This is a genomic window from Rhodococcus sp. HNM0569, from assembly GCF_012726205.1.
GTDB lineage: Bacteria > Actinomycetota > Actinomycetes > Mycobacteriales > Mycobacteriaceae > Rhodococcus_F.
Genome location: NZ_JAASAE010000003.1, coordinates 442,459 through 461,040, shown reverse-complemented (window position 1 = coordinate 461,040; position 18,582 = coordinate 442,459). Strand labels below are relative to the sequence as shown.

The 18,582-nt window shown below is 69.1% G+C and carries 18 protein-coding genes; 11 read left to right on the top strand and 7 right to left on the bottom strand.

Going from position 1 to position 18,582, the window contains the following annotated elements; translation table 11 throughout:
* Window positions 1–25 precede the first annotated feature (25 nt).
* The gene (locus tag HCA44_RS06805) at window positions 26–955 is read right to left on the bottom strand and encodes an alpha/beta hydrolase family protein (protein WP_240945355.1); all 930 of its coding nucleotides are present in this window, start codon (window positions 953–955) and stop codon (window positions 26–28) included.
* Between the two features lie 258 nt (window positions 956–1,213).
* The gene (locus HCA44_RS06800; protein ID WP_169647747.1) at window positions 1,214–2,302 is read right to left on the bottom strand and encodes an HNH endonuclease signature motif containing protein; all 1,089 of its coding nucleotides are present in this window, start codon (window positions 2,300–2,302) and stop codon (window positions 1,214–1,216) included.
* An 89-nt stretch (window positions 2,303–2,391) separates the two neighbouring features.
* Between HCA44_RS06800 and HCA44_RS06795 the strand changes: the two genes are divergently transcribed.
* Window positions 2,392–2,694: a hypothetical protein gene (locus HCA44_RS06795; protein ID WP_169647374.1), complete on the top strand. Its 303-nt coding sequence runs from the start codon at window positions 2,392–2,394 to the stop codon at window positions 2,692–2,694.
* Between the two features lie 211 nt (window positions 2,695–2,905).
* Here the strand turns inward: HCA44_RS06795 and HCA44_RS06790 are convergent, their stop codons facing one another.
* On the bottom strand, window positions 2,906–3,754 hold the full coding sequence (locus HCA44_RS06790) for an aldo/keto reductase (RefSeq protein ID WP_169647746.1): 849 nt from the start codon (window positions 3,752–3,754) through the stop codon (window positions 2,906–2,908).
* 157 nt (window positions 3,755–3,911) lie between these two features.
* Between HCA44_RS06790 and HCA44_RS06785 the strand changes: the two genes are divergently transcribed.
* The 5 genes from HCA44_RS06785 (at window position 3,912) to HCA44_RS06765 (ending at window position 9,857) form a co-directional block, all read left to right on the top strand.
* On the top strand, window positions 3,912–4,535 hold the full coding sequence (locus HCA44_RS06785) for a class I SAM-dependent methyltransferase (protein WP_346764611.1): 624 nt from the start codon (window positions 3,912–3,914) through the stop codon (window positions 4,533–4,535).
* 57 nt (window positions 4,536–4,592) lie between these two features.
* Window positions 4,593–6,260 carry an ABC-F family ATP-binding cassette domain-containing protein gene (locus HCA44_RS06780; protein WP_169647745.1) on the top strand — a complete coding sequence of 556 codons (1,668 nt, stop codon included), beginning with the start codon at window positions 4,593–4,595 and terminating at the stop codon, window positions 6,258–6,260.
* Window positions 6,261–6,322: 62 nt separating this feature from the next.
* Window positions 6,323–7,609 (top strand): GAF domain-containing protein, encoded by a 1,287-nt coding sequence (locus HCA44_RS06775; RefSeq protein ID WP_169647744.1) that lies wholly within the window; start codon window positions 6,323–6,325, stop codon window positions 7,607–7,609.
* 162 nt (window positions 7,610–7,771) lie between these two features.
* A complete protein-coding gene (adh, locus tag HCA44_RS06770; protein ID WP_169647743.1) occupies window positions 7,772–9,295 on the top strand; it encodes an aldehyde dehydrogenase in 1,524 nt (507 codons plus the stop codon).
* A 31-nt stretch (window positions 9,296–9,326) separates the two neighbouring features.
* Complete coding sequence (locus HCA44_RS06765) at window positions 9,327–9,857, top strand: DUF779 domain-containing protein (RefSeq protein WP_240945319.1); 531 nt, start codon at window positions 9,327–9,329, stop codon at window positions 9,855–9,857.
* A 10-nt stretch (window positions 9,858–9,867) separates the two neighbouring features.
* On the opposite strand, the gene HCA44_RS06760 is transcribed toward HCA44_RS06765, so the two are convergent.
* The gene (locus HCA44_RS06760) at window positions 9,868–10,461 is read right to left on the bottom strand and encodes a DNA-3-methyladenine glycosylase I (protein WP_169647742.1); all 594 of its coding nucleotides are present in this window, start codon (window positions 10,459–10,461) and stop codon (window positions 9,868–9,870) included.
* Between the two features lie 180 nt (window positions 10,462–10,641).
* Here HCA44_RS06760 and HCA44_RS06755 point away from each other — a divergent pair, with 180 nt between their 5' ends.
* Window positions 10,642–12,267 carry an AMP-binding protein gene (locus tag HCA44_RS06755; RefSeq protein WP_169647741.1) on the top strand — a complete coding sequence of 542 codons (1,626 nt, stop codon included), beginning with the start codon at window positions 10,642–10,644 and terminating at the stop codon, window positions 12,265–12,267.
* Between the two features lie 10 nt (window positions 12,268–12,277).
* Here the strand turns inward: HCA44_RS06755 and HCA44_RS06750 are convergent, their stop codons facing one another.
* The 3 genes from HCA44_RS06750 to HCA44_RS06740 all read right to left on the bottom strand — a co-directional run bounded on the left by HCA44_RS06750 (window position 12,278) and on the right by HCA44_RS06740 (window position 14,026).
* Window positions 12,278–12,889, bottom strand: coding sequence for a methylated-DNA--[protein]-cysteine S-methyltransferase (locus tag HCA44_RS06750; RefSeq protein ID WP_169647740.1), 612 nt, complete (start codon window positions 12,887–12,889; stop codon window positions 12,278–12,280).
* On the bottom strand, window positions 12,886–13,413 hold the full coding sequence (locus HCA44_RS06745; protein WP_169647739.1) for an RNA polymerase sigma factor: 528 nt from the start codon (window positions 13,411–13,413) through the stop codon (window positions 12,886–12,888). The genes HCA44_RS06750 and HCA44_RS06745 overlap by 4 nt, the downstream gene beginning before the upstream one ends.
* A 310-nt stretch (window positions 13,414–13,723) precedes the next feature.
* Entirely contained in the window at window positions 13,724–14,026 is a 303-nt protein-coding gene (locus HCA44_RS06740) for a hypothetical protein (protein ID WP_169647738.1), read from the bottom strand.
* Window positions 14,027–14,130: 104 nt separating this feature from the next.
* Between HCA44_RS06740 and HCA44_RS06735 the strand changes: the two genes are divergently transcribed.
* The 4 genes from HCA44_RS06735 (at window position 14,131) to HCA44_RS06720 (ending at window position 18,568) form a co-directional block, all read left to right on the top strand.
* Window positions 14,131–14,709, top strand: coding sequence for a TetR family transcriptional regulator (locus tag HCA44_RS06735; RefSeq protein ID WP_169647737.1), 579 nt, complete (start codon window positions 14,131–14,133; stop codon window positions 14,707–14,709).
* A 107-nt stretch (window positions 14,710–14,816) separates the two neighbouring features.
* Entirely contained in the window at window positions 14,817–15,992 is a 1,176-nt protein-coding gene (locus tag HCA44_RS06730) for a DUF5931 domain-containing protein (RefSeq protein ID WP_346764610.1), read from the top strand.
* Window positions 15,983–16,645, top strand: coding sequence for a response regulator transcription factor (locus HCA44_RS06725; RefSeq protein ID WP_346764617.1), 663 nt, complete (start codon window positions 15,983–15,985; stop codon window positions 16,643–16,645). Before HCA44_RS06730 ends, HCA44_RS06725 begins: the two co-directional genes overlap by 10 nt.
* 147 nt (window positions 16,646–16,792) lie before the next feature.
* Window positions 16,793–18,568, top strand: coding sequence for a DUF2339 domain-containing protein (locus HCA44_RS06720; RefSeq protein ID WP_346764609.1), 1,776 nt, complete (start codon window positions 16,793–16,795; stop codon window positions 18,566–18,568).
* Window positions 18,569–18,582 lie beyond the last annotated feature (14 nt).

The window sequence follows — 18,582 nt, the reverse complement described above, 5'->3', positions numbered from 1 at the left end:
ACAGATATTTTCGCGAGACGCGTGCTCACCACGCGTTCAGTGCGTCCAGGATCTGTGGGCGGGCCTTCCACAGTTCGGCCGACCAGTACGGCCACGAGTGGATACCGGAGCCGTTGAAGTTGATGTTCGCGGGGATGCCGAGGGTTGCGAGCCGCACCTGGAACGCACGCGTCTGCACCATCGACAAGAATTCGAGTCCCATGCCCATCGCCGTGTTCCAGTACTCGATCGGCGCCTCGGGATTGTCGAACGCGCCGGGCAGGCCGTTGCCGGACGCGGTGTAGAGCGACAGCCCCTGCAGTTGCGGCGCCGACACGAACGGGTCGTTGCGCAGCCATGCGGGATCCCACGGGAAACCCCACATCGCGTCGGAGTTGTAGCCGCCCGCGTCGATCATCGCGATCCGGATCGCCTCACGCATGCCGGGCGCGGAGGTGTTGAGGTAGCCCGACAGTGAGCCGGCGAACCGGAACTGGTCGCGGTGGTACGCCGCGAGCGTCATCGCCGCGGTGCCACCCATCGACGGACCGATGATGCCGGTGTTGTGGCGGTCGACGCCGAAGCCCGCCAGATAATCCGGTAGTTCTCGAGTGAGAAAGGTTTCCCATTTGTACGTGAAAGGCTGATTATTGAAATTGCTGGGGTTGTACCAGTCGGTATAGAAACTCGATTCGCCGCCGACCGGCATCACGAGAGTGACATTGTCGCGCGCGAACTGGTCTGCGGCATTCGTCTCGAAAGACCATGCATTGCGGTCGTTTCGCGCCCGGAGTCCGTCCAGCAGGTACAGCGACGCGTTGCCGCCGCGCGACGCCCAGTGCACCTGAACCTTGATGCTGCCCATCGACGACGGCACCCACAGTTCCTGGTAGCCGCCCCACGGAACCGTCCGCGCCGGGCCCGAATGCGCGCCGGGCGCAGCAGCCGCCGTCGTCGTCAGCGACGCGGCACCCATGCCCGCGACGGCCAGCAGGGTGGCGAGCACGAGCGCGAGCCTGCGACTCGCAGCGCGCCGGATCGTTGTAGCGAGACCCATCGGAACTGCTTTCTCTTCATTCTCTCCGCCGCGCACGACTTTTGCGTAACGGGCGTACGGCTACCGGGTCAATCCATTTCCCGCTGTCCGGTGTTACCGGTTCGATATGTGGGGAAGATCGCCCACCGATTTCGATGAGAGTTCTCTGAGAGAAGCTGCGTTGGCCGACCGAACCTGCTACGCGAGTAGCGGTATCGAATTGCGGTGTGCCGGGAGTGGTTCACTCGGCCCGAGAGGTGTGGGTGGTGGCGTGAACCACGGCATGTGGTCGTCGTCGTGGATGTCGATGGTCCAGCCGCTGTGGTGCACGAACCGGTGATGGTGCGTGCAGAGCAGGACGAGGTTGTCCAGGTCCGTCGGTCCACCGTCGATCCACGGGACGATATGGTGTGCTTCGGTCCACCCGGTCGGTGCCCCGCACCCCGGGAAGGCGCAGCCACGGTCCCGCACCCGCAGTGCCCGTCGCTGCGAGGCTGTGACCAGGCGGGTGGTGCGGCCCATCGCGAGCGGTACCCCCGCGTCGTCGACCACCACCGGGGTGACGTCGGAGTCGCACGCGGTCTTGCGGGCAGCCGTGATCGACAGGGTTCCTCCCCACGGTGTCCAGGGCACACGTATCCGGCTGTGTCTGTCTCTGTCTCTGCCGCCGTGTCTGTCGCTGTCTCTGGGTTCCTCGGGTCCATCGTCTTCCGACCGAATGTGCACGCCCTGCTCGCGTAGATCTTGTTCTCGGATCACCACTGTGAGGTGTGGGCGTTCGCCGGCCTCGTCACCGGTGAGCCCGGCGCCGAGGAACCGGCGTGCCACCTCGGTCAGGGCGTCGGCGCGGCGCTGCGACGGCGGGCGTGGATCACGGGTGCCGTCGTCGGCGGGGCGCGGTGCGGACAGTTTCGACAACGCCGCCTGCAGCAACTCACCCGATTCGGCGTCCAGGTCACCGCGCAACGCGTAGCGGCCGTTGAGCGTGCGTGACAGGTCGAAGCGGTTCAGATCGGTGCGTTCACTGTGCCGGACTTCGCCAGTGTCGAATGTCGCGTCCAGGGTGTCCTTCACCCGCCGCATCCCACCCACGGTCCCGCGTACCCCGGAGGCGAGGAAGAACGCCTCGCGGCATTCCCGACGCGCCTCCGCGAATGCCTCTGGCTCGTCCACTGCATTCGGGAACCCGCCAGGAAGATTCTCGAAGAACGAACACATGATCGCCGCATGCCGCGCCGACACCGAACCGGCGGCGACCGCGTCCGCGATCTCCGGCTCCCGCAACAACGACCCCGCCAGCGNAATGCCTCTGGCTCGTCCACTGCATTCGGGAACCCGCCAGGAAGATTCTCGAAGAACGAACACATGATCGCCGCATGCCGCGCCGACACCGAACCGGCGGCGACCGCGTCCGCGATCTCCGGCTCCCGCAACAACGACCCCGCCAGCGCGACGATCCCGCGTGCCTCGCCGATCTCCAACAGCGTGTGCGCCGCCAACCACGCCGCACCATCGCGATACCCGGCCTCGACCGCCACCCGGCGAACCTCGACCTCACCCATCACCTCGACACGCCGCGCCTGCAACCCCGCAATCACCCGCGACAACTCGACCGCCTCCGCGAGCAAGTCACCGTCGCTCAATCGCCCCGGCTCACCGCCAGATGCGTCTACTACTGATTCCCCCAGCCCCATGAACACACCCTAGTTCGAACACAGTTTCGAAGTCAACGGTTCCGCGTAACAATCGTCAGAAACCACCACCCGCACCAACCGCACTGCCGCACAGCACAACCCCCGTACCGCGGTCACGATGTCACATCGTGTGCATCCAACGCACACACCGTCACATCGTGACCGCTGAGCCGGTGACGTCGTGGGCGTGTCGCCCCTACGCCCCGAATGTGGCGGGATCGGGTCCGAGCCGGCCGGGGGACGTGAGCGCGTCGATCGCGTTGATCTCGCCGGGGGCCAACTCGAAGTCGAACACGTCGAAGTTGGCAGCGATGCGCTCGGGCGTCACCGACTTGGGGATCACGATGTTGCCGATCTGCAGGTGCCAGCGAACGACGACCTGCGCAGGCGACTTACCGTGTGCCTCGGCGACCTTCGTGATCGTGGGGTCCTGCAGCAGTTCACGTCCCTTGCCGAGCGGGCTCCACGCTTCGGTCGCGATGCCCTTGCCGGTGTGGAACGCCCGCAGTTCGGTCTGGGGGAAGCCGGGGTGCAGCTCGACCTGGTTGACCGCGGGTACCTCACCGGTCTCCGCGATCAGCCGGTCGAGATCGCCTTCGGTGAAATTGGAGACGCCGATCGAGCGGATCCGCCCGTCGGACTTCAGCTTCTGGAACGCCTTGAACGTGTCGACGAACAGGCCACGGCTCGGGGTCGGCCAGTGGATCAGGTACAGGTCCAGGTAGTCGAGGCCGAGCCGCTCCATGCTCGCGTCGAAGGCGCGCAGCGTCGACTCGAACCCTTGGTCGTCGTTCCACAGTTTGGTGGTGACGAACAGTTGGTCGCGCGGGATGCCGGACGCGGCGAGGGCCCGCCCCACCTCGGTTTCGTTGTCGTACGCCCGGGCGGTGTCGATGCTGCGGTAGCCGGCACCGAGCGCGTCCGTCACGACGCGTTCGGTCTCGTCACCCGGTACCTGGAAGACGCCGAACCCGAGCGCGGGGATCACGTTGCCGTCGTTCAAGACGATCGTGGGGACGCCACTGGCACTGCTGTCGAAGGTCATGTTCCCACCGTAACCAGAGAACGTGGCCGCGCGGTGCGGCGCAGCGACCGGCCCGCACTCCGATGTGTCGAAGTGGTCACGAGTGGGTATCGCTGACGCGTCGGCGCGCCGCGGAGTGCGCGCCGCAGGTTGGCAGGCGCGACGGCAGGGGACGAGCGTGGGTTTCGTATACGGTGCGCTGCACCGTCTCGGCGTCACTCCGTGGATGCAGACGGGACGCACCTTCCACATCGAGTACGACGCTCTGCTCGCCCCCGCCGAACGCCCTCTCGGCGGCGCGTACCGGACACCGCTGCCGGGAGCGGCGCTCGACCTCGGTTGCGGCACCGGCGAGCGGGCCTGCGAACTCGCGCGCCGCGGATGGTCCGTCACCGGCGTCGACGAGTCGCAGTACGCGATCGCGCGTGCCCGCAGCACCGCGGCCCAGGCGGGTTTGGACATACGGTTCCTGCGCGACGACGTGACGCACGTGAGTACTCGCACCCTCGCGCGCACGTTCGACCTCGTACTCGACGCCGGATGCTTCCACGGCCTCGACGCGCAGCGCCGCCGTGACTACGTCGGCCATGTCACGGATGTCACCGAACCGGGTGGAACGCTGCTGCTGTTCGCTTTCGGCCCCGGCTACCGCGGACCGCTGCCGTCGGGCGCGTCCCGTATGCACGTCGAGCGACTGTTCCACGGCTGGACACTCGTCGCCGATCTGGACGCCGACTCGTCGACCCTGATCGGACCGCTCAAGCACTCCGATCCGCGGTGGTTCCGGCTCGTGCGGGACTGAACGCCCTTCCATGACGGGCCGGGCGGCCGCCACAGAACCGGCCGATACGCTGGAGCGATGCCCGCGACTTTGCATCTACGCGGATTCGGCGCCGCCCGCGGCAGCCGCGTCCTGTTCTCCGGCCTCGACCTGGTGGTCGCACCAGGCGACGTCGTGGGTCTCACCGGCGCCAACGGCGCGGGCAAGTCGACCCTGCTGAGTTCGATCGTCCACGCCGTCGATCCCGCCGTGGCCGCCGGGCCGGGCGCCGCCGACGTCGAGGGCACGGTGGCGGCGAGTCCCCCCGACGCGACGGTCGGCCTGCTCGCGCAGGAACCCGAACGGGTCGCAGGGGAAACCGTGGCCACGCTGCTCGCCCGCCGCACCGGAGTCGCCGACGCCGAGCGCGCGATGAACGCCGCGGCCGAAACCCTCGCGGACGGCGGCGACGACCTCTACTCCCCCGCACTCGATCGTTGGCTCGGGCTCGGCGGCGCAGACCTCGACGACCGGGCCGACAAGGTGCTCGCCGATCTCGGTCTCGACGTCCCCCTCGACACCCCCACGACGGCACTGTCCGGCGGTCAGGCCGCACGCGTCGGACTCGCGGCACTGCTGCTGTCGCGGTTCGACGTCCTGCTGCTCGACGAACCGACCAACGATCTCGACCTCGCGGGGCTCGAACAGCTCGAACGCTTCGTGCAGGACTCGCGCGCGGGCATCGTCGTGGTCAGCCACGACCGCGAGTTCCTCGCCCGCACCACCACGTCGATCGTGGAACTCGATGCGGCGCAACACCAGATCACCGTGTTCGACGGCGGGTACGAGGCGTATCTCGTCGAGCGGGAGGTGGCGCGACGACACGCGCGCGAGGCGTACGACGAGTACGCGAACACTCGCGCCGCTCTCGAAGAACGCGCCCGGATGCAGCGCGGGTGGATGGAACACGGCGTCCGCAACGCGCGGCGCAAGTCGAAGGACAACGACAAGATCGGCAAGGCCATGCGTGCCGAGGCCACCGAGAAGCAGGCCGCGAAAGCCCGTCAGACGCAACGCCGCATCGAACGGCTCGACGAAGTCGCCGAGCCGCGCAAGGAGTGGGATCTGCGGTTCGACATCGCGTCCGCGGGCCGATCCGGGACCGTCGTCGTCACCGCGACCGACGCCGTCGTCCATCGCGGGCGGTTCACGCTCGGTCCGGTCACGCTCCAGGTCGACTACGGCGACCGCGTGCTCGTCACCGGCCCGAACGGGGCAGGCAAGACGACCCTGCTGAATCTGCTGCTCGGCCGCGTCGCACCCGACTCGGGTTCGGTGTCGCTCGGGTCGGCGGTGGTGGTCGGCGAGATCGACCAGGCGCGACAGCATTTCGGCGACGATCGCACACTCGCCGAGGCGTTCGGCGCCGAGGTGTCCGACTGGCCCGACGCCGATGTGCGCACACTGCTCGCGAAGTTCGGGCTTCGCGGCGATCTCGCGCTCACCCCGTGCGCCGCGCTGTCGCCGGGTGAACGCACCCGAGCCGCGCTCGCGCTGCTGCAGGCACGCGGAGTCAACCTGCTGGTCCTCGACGAGCCGACGAACCATCTGGATCTCCCCGCGATCGAGCAGCTCGAGCAGGCCCTCGACCGTTTCGACGGAACGGTGCTACTGGTGACGCACGACCGCCGCATGCTCGACTCGACCCGCAGCACGGTGCGCTGGGCGGTCGACGACGGGCAGGTCGACGTCACGGCCGGCACGTGACCCCGTCACCCGGCGACCGCGCGGCCCGGTGACCGGCGCCACAATGGCTCTACAGTGGAGGCATGGCGAGGCGCGCGCCGGTCGAGCGCAAGTGGGCACTGCCCCCAGGGACCGATTCGTCGCTGCTCGCCGCCGCCACGGCGCACGCGCATCGCTCGTTCATCACGTCCACCGACGCGTCGCCCGACGTCCGGGGCATCGTCCGCGAGTCATGGGTGCGCAGCCGCCTCGGGGGCGTCGACCCCGATTCCACTGCGACCGCCGGGCTGCCGTCCGACGAGTTGGCGCGCTACCGCCGCACCCATCCCCTCGCGTCGGCGCTTCCGGTGGTCCGCACGCTGCTGGTCGACGACGTCGCGGACACCGGGATGCTCGTCGCGCTGTCGGACGCTCAGGGCCGGCTGCTGTGGGTCGACGGCGACCACCGCGCGCTCGACGATGCCGCCACGATGAACTTCGCCGAGGGCAGCGACTGGAGTGAGGCAGCCGTCGGCACGAACGCGCCCGGCACGTCACTCGCGCTCGACCGCGGCGTGCAGATCTTCGGTGCCGAGCACTTCAGCCGTTCGGTGCACGACTGGTCGTGCACCGCGGTGCCCGTGCACGATCCCGCCGACGGGCGACTGCTCGGCGCACTCGACATCACCGGTGGGTCGCGCGTCGCCGCACCGGAGTTCCTGTCGCTCGTGCGCGCCACGGTCGCCGCGGTCGAAGCGCACCTGCGCGTCGAACTGGTCACCGGCGCGCGGACGCAGCCGAACGCTCCGACACTGGCACTCGAGGTGCTCGGTGCGCGTCGCCCCGCGCTGGTGCGCGGCGGCGAGCGGATCACGTTGTCGCAGCGGCACGCCGAGATCGTCCTGCTGCTCACAAGGCACCCGTCCGGGCTGTCCGCCGACCAACTCGCCTACCTGCTCGACGACGCCGATCTCGACCCGGTGACGGTGCGCGCCGAGGTGTCACGACTGCGCCGACTGCTCGGTGCGGACCTGCTCGCGTCCCGGCCGTACCGGCTCACCGCGCCGGTACGTGTCGACGTCGACGACGTCTCGTCGTGCCTCGACCGCGGCGACGTGACCGGCGCACTCGCCGCGTACGCAGGCGCAGTGCTGCCCGCGTCGGACGCGCCCGGTGTCCGGGACATCCGCGCCGATGTCACCGACGACCTGCGCGTCGCAGTGCTGCGCTCGCGTGACGCCGCCGCGCTCGGGCACTGGACCGCGACCGTGGAGGGTGCCGACGACCTCGACGCGTGGCACGCATACGTGGCGGCGCTGGCACCGGGGTCACCGCGGCGGGTGCGCGCGCAGGCGCGGCTCGCGCGGCTCGACGAGCGGCTGAGCCGGTAGCCGACAGGGCAACGTTTGCTGCAGTAGCACCGCAGGGCAACGTTGTTGCAACGTTCGCCGTCGTAGGGTGCGACATCGACAGTAGTGTTCTGCATCACACTGGTCCACAATGTGGTTTATCCGTGAACCACCCGCACAGGTGAAGAACGAAGGAGTTCTCCGATGACCGTGTACGCGCGTCCCGGCACCACCGACGCCAAGATGTCCTTCCAGTCCCGATACGACAACTGGATCGGCGGCGAGTGGGTCCCGCCCGTCAAGGGCCAGTACTTCGAGAATCCGAGCCCGGTCACCGGCCAGACGTTCTGCGAGGTCGCGCGCTCGACCGCCGAGGACGTCGACAAGGCCCTCGACGCCGCGCACGCCGTCGCACCCGCGTGGGGCAAGACGAGCCCCGCCGAGCGCGCCGTCGTCCTCAACAAGATCGCCGACCGCATCGAGGAGAACCTCGAGTCCATCGCGCTCGCGGAGTCGTGGGACAACGGCAAGGCGATCCGCGAGCCGCTCAACGCCGACATTCCGCTGGCCGTCGACCACTTCCGGTACTTCGCCGGCGCGATCCGCGCGCAGGAGGGCTCGCTGTCGGAGATCGACGAGCACACCGTCGCGTACCACTTCCACGAACCGCTCGGCGTCGTCGGCCAGATCATCCCGTGGAACTTCCCGATCCTGATGGCGGTGTGGAAGCTCGCACCCGCACTCGCGGCGGGCAATGCCGTCGTGCTCAAGCCTGCCGAGCAGACGCCCGCGTCGATCATGTACCTGATCTCGATCATCGGTGATCTGCTGCCCGCGGGCGTCGTCAACATCGTCAACGGATTCGGCACCGAGGCGGGCAAGCCGCTCGCGTCGAGCGACCGCATCGCGAAGATCGCGTTCACGGGCGAGACGACGACGGGCCGGCTCATCATGCAGTACGCGTCGCAGAACCTGATCCCGGTGACGCTCGAGCTCGGCGGCAAGAGCCCCAACATCTTCTTCTCCGACGTCATGAGCGCCACCGACGACTTCCAGGACAAGGCGCTCGAAGGCTTCACGATGTTCGCGCTCAACCAGGGCGAGGTGTGCACGTGCCCGTCGCGCTCGCTCATTCAGCAGGACATCTACGACGAGTTCCTCGCGCTCGCCGCGATCCGCACCAAGGCGGTGCGGCAGGGCGACCCGCTGGACACCGACACGATGATCGGCGCGCAGGCCTCCAACGACCAGCTCGAGAAGATCCTGTCGTACCTCGAGATCGGCAAGGCGGAGGGCGCGCACGTTCTCACGGGTGGCGAACGTGCCGAACTCGGCGGCGACCTGAACGGCGGCTACTACGTGCAGCCGACGATCTTCACCGGCAACAACAAGATGCGGATCTTCCAGGAGGAGATCTTCGGCCCGGTCGTGTCGGTCACGTCGTTCAGCGACTACGACGACGCGATCTCGATCGCGAACGACACCCTCTACGGCCTGGGCGCAGGCGTGTGGTCGCGCGACGGCAGCACCGCCTACCGCGCGGGGCGCGACATCAAGGCCGGCCGCGTGTGGACGAACACCTACCACCAGTACCCGGCGCATGCGGCATTCGGCGGCTACAAGCAGTCGGGCATCGGACGCGAGAACCATCGGATGATGCTCGACCACTACCAGCAGACGAAGAACCTGCTCGTGTCCTACGCACCCAAGGCGCAGGGCTTCTTCTGAGCGCCGTGACGAAGAGTTCGGGAGACACACGATGACCGACGCGCCCACGCGCGTGATCGCGACCGCCGAGGCGATGGACCTGCTCCGTCGCCTCGGCGGCGTGCACGGCGCGCTCATGATGCACCAGTCCGGCGGCTGCTGCGACGGGTCGTCGCCGATGTGTTATCCCGCAGGCGAATTCCTCGTCGGCGACCGGGACGTCCTCCTCGGGGTCCTCGATCTCAGACTGGGTGTGGGTGAGCTTCCCACCGACGCCCCGGAGGGCGCCGACGGTGTGCCCGTGTGGATTTCGGGGTCACAGTTCGAGACGTGGAAGCACACCCAGCTGGTACTCGACGCCGTGCCCGGCCGCGGCGGTGGGTTCAGCCTGGAAACCCCGGAAGGCAAGCGCTTCCTGACCCGCGGACGCGTGTTCGACGCCGACGAACTCGCCGACCTCGAGTCCTCTCCCCCGCTACGCGGCACCGACTGGGAGGACGGCGCGCGACCGCCGGTCACCACCACCGCGCACGTGGTCGCCGAGGCAGCCGACGCGTGTCCGGTGCCCGGCACGTTGCGGTGACGCGACCGACTCACGTCGTCCAGATTCCCGACGTGCCGCGGCGGTGACTGTCGACGAGGTGGGTGTCGACCATTCCGATCGCTTCCATGAGCGCGAACATCGTGGTGGGGCCGACGAAGGCGAATCCTTTGCGACGCAGCGCTTTCGACAGCGCGACCGACTCGTCCGAGGTCGTGGGGACCTCGGCAAGCGTGCGGGGGGCCGGCGTCCGGTCGGGCTTGAACGACCACACGAAGTCGACCAGTCCACCGTCGTCGCGTAACGCGACGGTGGCGCGGGCGTTGGTGATCGCGGCACGAATCTTGCGTTCGTTGCGCACGATGCCCGCGTCGGCCATGAGACGCTCGACGTCGTCATCGGTGAACTCCGCGACCCGGTCGGGATCGAAATCGGCGAATGCCACCCGGAATGCGGGCCGCTTGCGCAGGATCGTGGCCCAGGACAGGCCGGCCTGGAACCCTTCGAGCACGATCCGCTCGTACAGGCCGGGTTCGTCGACGACGGGCATCCCCCACTCGGTGTCGTAGTACTCGCGCAGCAGGGGGTCGCTCGACGCCCACACGGGGCGCGCCAGCCCGTCGTCCCCCACGATCGCGTCGGACATCTGCCACCTCTTTCCGCTCGGGTCGCGCCCGATCCTGCCGTACCCCGCCGACACGGACCGCTACCGGCAACAGGTTCCACCGACCGGACCATCGCGTCGACCGGCGGCGTCTGGTGTCGTAGCGTGACGAATGAGAACATGTTCTAGATTTGTGGCGAGGCGCGGCGAAAGGGATCGGGTATGGAGTTCAATCTTGCGGACGTGTTCGAGACCGTCGCGCGGGCCGTACCCGACCGTGTGGCCCTCACCTACGAGGGCACCCATCACACCTACGCGGAACTCGACGGCGAGTCGAACCGCACCGCCCAACTGTTCGCCCGCGCGGGCGTCGCGCCGGGCGAACACGTCGCGCTGTTCCTCGAGAACTGTCCCGAACACGTCGCGTCGATCCTCGGCCTGATCAAGATCCGCGCGGTGCCGATCAACGTCAACTACCGTTACACCGCCGCGGAACTCGAGTACGTCTTCACCAACTCCGACTCGGTGGCGATCGTGGTGGAACGGGCGGAGCACCAGTGTGCGCTCGCCGAGATCCTCGACCGCCTCCCGCTGGTGCGCACGGTGTTCGTCGTCGGCGACACCGACCCGGCCCTGCGGGAGAGGGCCGCGGCGCGGTCGGTGGCACTGGTCGAGTTCGCGGACGCGCAGAGCCTGCCCGAGGACGCCGAGTTCGCGCCGCGGTCCGGCGACGACCGCTACATCCTCTACACCGGCGGCACCACCGGCTATCCGAAGGGCGTCGTGTGGCGGCACGACGACTTCTTCCGCAAGCCGCTCTCGGGCGGCAATCCCTACGGCGCCGAGAAGAGGCGCGATCTTTCCGAGGTCTCGGCAGCCGCTGCCGCATTCCCCGACCGGGCGTATCTGATTGCGGCGCCGCTCATGCACGGCGCCGCGCTGTATTCGCTGTTCACATTCTTCACGCTCGGTGCGCGGGTCGTGCTGATGCGCGGCTTCGATCCGCGCAAGATCGTCGACGCGATCGAGACCGAGCGGCTGGGCGTCATCCTGATCGTGGGCGACGGCATGGGGCTACCGCTCGTCGACGAAATGGAAAGACGCAAGAGCGAGATCGACTTCTCGTCGCTCGTGTCGATCACGTCGGGCGGCGCGGTGTGGTCGGTGGGCGTGCGCGACCGGATGCTCGCCGTCAAACCGGACCTGGTGCTGCGCGACAACTTCGGCGCGTCCGAATCGGGCAACGACGGCTCCTTCACGGTCGACGCCGCGGGCAATCTGCGGATGCCGCCTGCGCCGGGTCTCGTGCTGGTCGACGAATCGCTCACCGAGATCCCACCGGGTTCCGACCGCATCGGCTACATCGCACGCGTCGACGGCGTGCCACTCGGCTACTACAACGATCCCGAGAAATCGGCACGCACCTTCCCCACCCGCGCGGACGGCGTGCGACTGTCCGTCCTCGGCGACATGGGCACCGTCGACGCCGACGGTGCCATCGTGTTCCTCGGCCGCGGCTCGCAGTGCATCAACACCGGCGGCGAGAAGGTGTTCGTCGAGGAGGTCGAGGCCGCGTTGCACGCACACCCGGCGATCGCCGATGCGCTCGTCGTGGGGGTCGCCGACGAGCGGATGGGACAACGCGTCGCCGCCGTCGTCGCGCTGTACCCGGATGCGGAGCCGCTCACCCTGGACGACATCCAGAACCATTGCCGTGCAACGATCGCCGGCTACAAGGTGCCGCGGACCGTGGCGATCGTCGACGAGGTGCGGCGCACTCCCGCAGGCAAGGCCGACTACCGGTGGGCTGGCGAGGTGGCCGCCGTTCAGGCCGTCGGGGCTCGATGAGCCGGAGGCGTCACGCCGCGTGTTCGAGGTCGAGCAACGCGGCTTTCGCGTCGAGCCCACCGAGGTAGCCGCCCAGCGAACCGTCGGTGCGCAGCACGCGGTGGCACGGCACCACGACCGGCAGCGGATTGGTCGCGCACGCCGAACCGACCGCGCGCACCGCGTTCGGGCTGCCGGCCCGGACGGCCAGATCCGTGTAGGTGGCGGTGGTGCCGTAGGCGATGCCGGGCAGCAACTGCTGGACGCGCAACCGGAACCGGCTCGACAGCGCGAAGTCCAGCGGGACGTCGAAAGTGGTTCTGGTTCCGGCGAAGTACTCGTCGAGCTCGCGCGCGGCTGCGGCGAGCCGTGCCGGCGCCCGCAGGATGCGTGGACCGAGCTTTCCGGCGAGTTCGGTGAGAACCCGGTCGTGCCCTTCGACGTCGAAGGCGACGCGGACGAGCCCACGTTCGCTCGCGACGAGCAGCAACGGTCCGATGGGCGAGTCGATCCTGTCGTAGGCGAGGTCGAGCAGGCCCGCCGCGTCCGCGTCGGACTCGAGCCTGGCGTGCAGCGCCGCGAGCGTGGCGGAGTCGGGTGCGGTGGCGGCGAGCAGGTCACGACCGGTTCCGGTGTCGTTCATGGCGTCACTTCCTGATTCTTGCGGTTCTTGTCCTGTGCTCCGGCCAGGACGCCGTAGTGAACGCGAAGCGCGGCGAGCCCGTCGGCGGCCGCGCGTCGGGCCGCGGCCGCGTTACCCCCGATGGTGTCGGCGATGTCCTGGTACGGCAGCCCGCCGAAGTAGCGGTACGCGACGGCGAGACGTTGCCGCTCGGGCAGACGCGCGACCGCGTCCCACACGTCGCCGTCGGTTGTGGCCGACTCGCGGGCTTCGGGTTCCGTGGCGGTGCGCTCGACGTCGACCGGAACGGGACGTCGCGCTCCCGCCCGCGCAGCATCGACGGCCTTGTGTTTGGCGATCGTGACGAGCCACGCCTGCACGTTCGCGTCGTCGGGTAGATCCGGGTACGCGCGCAGCGCGGCCAGGAAGGTCTCCGACCACGCATCCTCGGCGTCGGCCTGCGAGCCGAGCACCGCCCGCGTCATGCGCAGAACGGTCGCCGAGTGCTCGGCGACGACGTGCTCGAACGGCGGTTTCATGTTCATCACACGGTAGACGTCTGGGGGCGCCGTCTTGTGAGATCCCGTGCGCGAAACAAGCGTGCGGAGACTCGTGAAGTGCTCACAAGGGGCTATGCGGACTCGTTGAGAGAGCGGATCACGCCGAGCAGACGCTGTGTCCCGTCCGGCCCGAACCGAACGCGCGCTGCCGCTCCCCTGCTTGTTCTGCCGCTGACACGATCGGATCAGCGGCACGCACAAGTCGGGAGCGGCAGCGTGAGACCGCTGGCTCTGTGCGCGAAACGAGCGTGCGGAGACTCGTGAAGTACTCACAGCAGTCGGCGGACCGAGCCGCTCACGCAGGCGCGGATTCCTCCGCGGGCGTCGGATGCGAGTCGCGACGGACCCTGCGCCGAGACCACTGCGCTGGGATGACGAGGAGCCTGGGCACGACGAGGTACATCGACGTCGGGACGACCACCACCGTGAGCAGCAGTGCGCGCAGCCAGATCGGCCAGCCACCGATCGGGCCGATCCGGCTCATCGCCGTCATACCGAGCGTGACGAGCGGGAAGATCGACAGCCACGAGAACACGACCCTGGTGTGCTGCGACGGCACATGAACGTGCCGGGGCGTCGCGCTGTCGCCGTTGGTCATCCACACTCCTTCGAATTCCAACCGTTCGGTTGCGAATCGCAGCGTAGGCGACGCTCACGTCGATCTGCAACTGGATGGTTGGAGATCGACGGTAGGCTGCGTGCGTGGCCTGGGACACCGAACGAACGAAGAAGCTGCTGCTCGACGCCGGGGCCGACGAGTTCAGTGCATTCGGGCTCGCCGGCGCACGCGTCGACCGCATCGCTGGGAAGGCCGGCGTCAACAAGGAGCGCATCTACCAGTACTTCGGCAAGAAGGAAGCCTTCTTCAGCGCGGTTCTCGAACACGAACTCGTCGCCACCCTGGCCGCGGTGGAACTGTCGGGCCACGGACCGGCCGCCGTCGCCGAGTACGCAGGCAGGCGCTTCGACTACCAGTGCGCCCACCCGGCGTTCGCCCGGTTGATGTTCTGGGAGGGCCTCGAACTGTCTTCGCCGGTGGCGGAACGGACGCGACGGATCCACGCACGCTCGATGGTGGAGGCAGCGCGCGCCGCGGTACCCGGGCTCTCCGAGGAGGACGCCGAAGAACTGCTGATCACCGTGATCGTGCTCGTCGACGGCTGGATCGCGATGCAGACCGTCGACCGGCTCTTCGCCACGGACCGGGCCGAACGTGAGTCGACACGAAGGGCATTCGTGGTTCGGACGGTGGAGGCCGCCACCCGGGCCGCCCTCGCGTGATCCGGCCATCGAGCGAGCTGCCGCGCCGTGCGTGAAACAAGCGTGCGGAGACTCGCGAAGTGCTCACGGGGGCGCATAGGCTTCGCCGTGACCGACCAGGGGGCGATGTGACAGTGGGCGAGACGACGGGAGGGCGACGCCGCGACCCGCGCGCCGTGCGGCCGATCTGGCGGGCCGCGCAGGTTTTCCGCCTCGCGACCGTGGTCTACGCGATCGGCTATCAGATCGTGTCGGTGGACTCCTACACGCGGCCGACGCTCAGCTGGGTCCTCGTCGCATCGATGACGGTGTGGTCGGGTGCCGCCGCGATCGCATTGTCCCGCGACACCGCGCGCGAACGAGCGTGGCCGGTCGCCACCGACTTCGTCGTCGTCGTCGCGATGATGGCCGCGACCAGGCTCGTCGCCGACGAGGCCTTCTACACGAGTCATCAAACTCTGCCGACGACGCTGTGGGCGACCAATGCGGTCGTGTCGGCCGCGATCCTGCGTGGCCCGCTGAGCGGCGTCGTCGCCGGATTGCTGATCTCGGTGGTCGGCGCGGCAGTACGCGGAAGATCGGATCTGGACCTCGGCAGCGACGCCACCGCGCCGATCCTGGTGTCGGTGGGCCTCGCGATCGGCCTCGCCGCGAACACCGCGCGCCGCTCGCACCGCCAACTCGAACGGGCCACCCGACTCGCCGCGGCGACCGCCGAACGCGAACGCCTCGGCCGTGAGGTGCATGACGGCGTGCTGCAGGTGCTGGCGTACGTGCGCCGCCGCGGCAACGAGATAGGGGGCCCCACGGCAGAACTCGCGAGACTCGCCGGCGAGCAGGAGGTGGCGCTGCGCGAGTTGATCTCCGAGCAGTCGGTGCCCGTCGACGACGAAGAAGACGCCGACCTGCGCACCATTCTGCGCGCGGAGACGGGAACGCGAGTGTCGCTGTCGGCGCCGGGCGTACCGGTGTCGATGCCACGCGACCGGGCGGGCGAGATCGCGGCGGTCGTCCGCACGGCACTCGCGAACACCGCGCTGCACGCCGGCCACGGCGCGAAAGCGTTCGTTCTGCTCGAGGATCTCGACGACACCGTCGTCGTGTCGATACGCGACGACGGCATCGGGATCGAACCGGGGCGGCTCGAGGAGGCCGAGGCCCAGGGACGGCTCGGCGTCTCCCGGTCGATCCGCGGACGCGTCGAAGCGCTCGGAGGCACCGCGACGCTGGACACCGCGCCGGGCGAAGGCGTCGAATGGGAAATCCGGGTCGGCAAGCACGAACAGGGAAAGGGATCGGCGTGACCGACGACGAGCAGTCGCTGACCGTCATGGTGGTCGACGACCACCCGATGTGGCGTGACGGGGTGGCGCGCGACCTGGAAGAAGCAGGGTTCACTGTCGTCGCGACTGCCGACGGTGTCGCCGCCGCGCAACGCAGGGCAGCCGCGACGCGCCCCGCGGTCGTCCTGATGGACATGCAGCTTCCCGACGGCAACGGTGCCGAGGCGACCGCCGCGGTGATCGCCGTGTCGCCCGCATCGACCGTGCTGGTCCTGTCGGCGTCGGAGGAACGCGAGGACGTACTCGAGGCGGTCAAAGCCGGGGCGACCGGGTATCTCGTGAAGAGCGCGTCCGTCGCCGAACTGCTCGACGCGGTGCGGGCGACCGCGGCCGGACAGGCCGTGTTCACGCCTGGGCTCGCCGGTCTGGTGCTCGGCGAGTACCGGCGGATCGCGGGCAGCGGCGCCGAACCTGCGAACGCGCCCCGCCTCACCGACCGCGAGACGGAGGTGCTGCGACTCGTGGCGAAAGGGTTGAGTGCCAAGCAGATCGCGACGCGTCTGTCGCTGAGCCACCGCACGGTCGAGAACCACGTCCAGGCGACGCTACGGAAGCTGCAGTTGGCCAACCGCGTCGAACTCACGCGGTATGCGATCGAGCAGGGGCTCGACTAGCCGCTGTGCGCGTTTTCGGCGTGCGGAGACTCGTGAAGTACTCACGAGGGACGAGGAAAACCCCCGAGCCGATTGCGTAGGACTACTCATGCCCGGCCATGCCGCGACGTCGAAGCTGAAGGCATGAACAATGACGGTGTTGGTCAAGTGGATCCGCAGGTCGTGGCTCGGCTGTCCGGCGAGTTCGTCGCGCTCGACCGGCACATGCGCGCCGTCGCCGACGATCTGGCGTGGCTTCGCACGCAGCTCGAGGCCACGGTGCCCCAGGCTCCGGCCGCGCCGAGTTCTCCTGCTCAACCGGTGTTCACGGCGCCGGCACCCCCGTATCCACAGCCACCCGCGTATCCCGCGCGACCGGCTCCGTACCCCGCCGGGTCACCGGCGCCGCGTCGTACACCGTGGTGGCAGCGCGACGGCGCGATCAGCCGGGCGCTCGCCGCAGCGGGCGCGGCGGTCACCCTGATCGGCGTCGTCATGCTGCTCGTCCTCGCTGCCCAGGCCGGCTTCTTCGGACCGGTGGCCCGGGTTGCGTCCGGTGCGGTCGTCGCGGCGGCTCTGGTCGGTGTCGGGCTTCGGGTGCATCGGCGTGACGGCGGCACCGTCGGCGGTGTCGCTCTCGTCGGTACGGGTCTGGCGGGCGCATTTCTCGACGTCGTCGCCGCGACGTCGTACTACCACTGGCTCCCGTCTGCACTCGGTCTCGTTCTCGCCGCAGCGGTGGCTGCCGCCGGCATGACCATCGCCGTGCGTTGGGACTCGCAGCCGATGGCGGCGCTCACCGTCGCCGCCGTCGCCGTGCTGTCGCCGGTGCTGACCGGCGGCCTCACCGCCACGCTGGCAGGGTTCCTACTGCTGCTCCAGGTCGCGGCATTCGCTCCGCAGCTGCGCAGGGAATGGCCGTACCTGCACGTGGCACGCACGCTGCCGGTCGTGCTCGCACTGTCGGCGATCCTCGGTAATGCCGCAGGTCACGACGTCGCCGTCCGCGACGCCGCGCTCGTCCTCGGCCTGGCCGTCGCGGTGGCCGTGGTGGGTGTCGGATCGGCAGTGTTCCTCGCACGCAGAGAGTCGGATCCGACCGTCGACACGGTGATGCTCGCGTTGTCGACGCTGCCGTTGCTGCTGTCCGGATTCGCTCTGCCGCGCTGGACCGACGTCACTGTGCAGTGTGCGCTGGCGGTCGGCGTCCTCGTCGTGGCTCGCGTCGTGCGTGATCATCCCGGGCACACCCGCGCGATGCTGTCGGCCGTCGCCGCGCTCGCAACCCTGCGAGCATGCGTGAGCGCGACACCGGGCGACCTGCTCGCGGTCGTCCTGCTCGCCGTGGCCGTCGCGCTCGTCGCCGCAGCAGGCCGGGCGCACTCGCGCATCGCGTACGCGTCCGGCGCAGGGTTCGGCCTGGTCGGCGCGCTACTGTTCGTCGACTCCGCCCCGCCGCGCGATCTCCTCTCGGCGCACACCGTGGCGGCCCCGGTCGCGGTGGTCGTGGCGGGCGTCGCGCTCGCAGGCCTCGCGGTGCTGCTGGTTCGGCGCGCCGCCACGCTGGGTGTGCTCGACGAGCGCACTGTCGACAGCGCGTGGATCGCAGGCGGACTCGTGGCCCTGTATGCGGTGACATCCTCGATCGTGACGGCAGGAGTCGCCCTTTTCGGCACGGGCGTCGGATTCACCGCGGGCCACTGCGTCGCGACGCTCGTGTGGGTGGTGCTCGCCACCGTGCTGTTGTGGTGGGCGGCGACGCATCCACGGGCGACGAGGCTCGCGCTCGGTGCCGGATTGAGCCTCGCCGCGGTCGCGCTGGTCAAACTGTTCCTGTTCGACCTCGCGACGCTGGACGGCATGTTCCGCGTCCTCGCGTTCCTCGGTGCGGGGCTGCTGTTGCTCGCGGCAGGGACGCGCTACGCCCGCCTGCTGGGGCGCTGATCGAACGGCGAGTC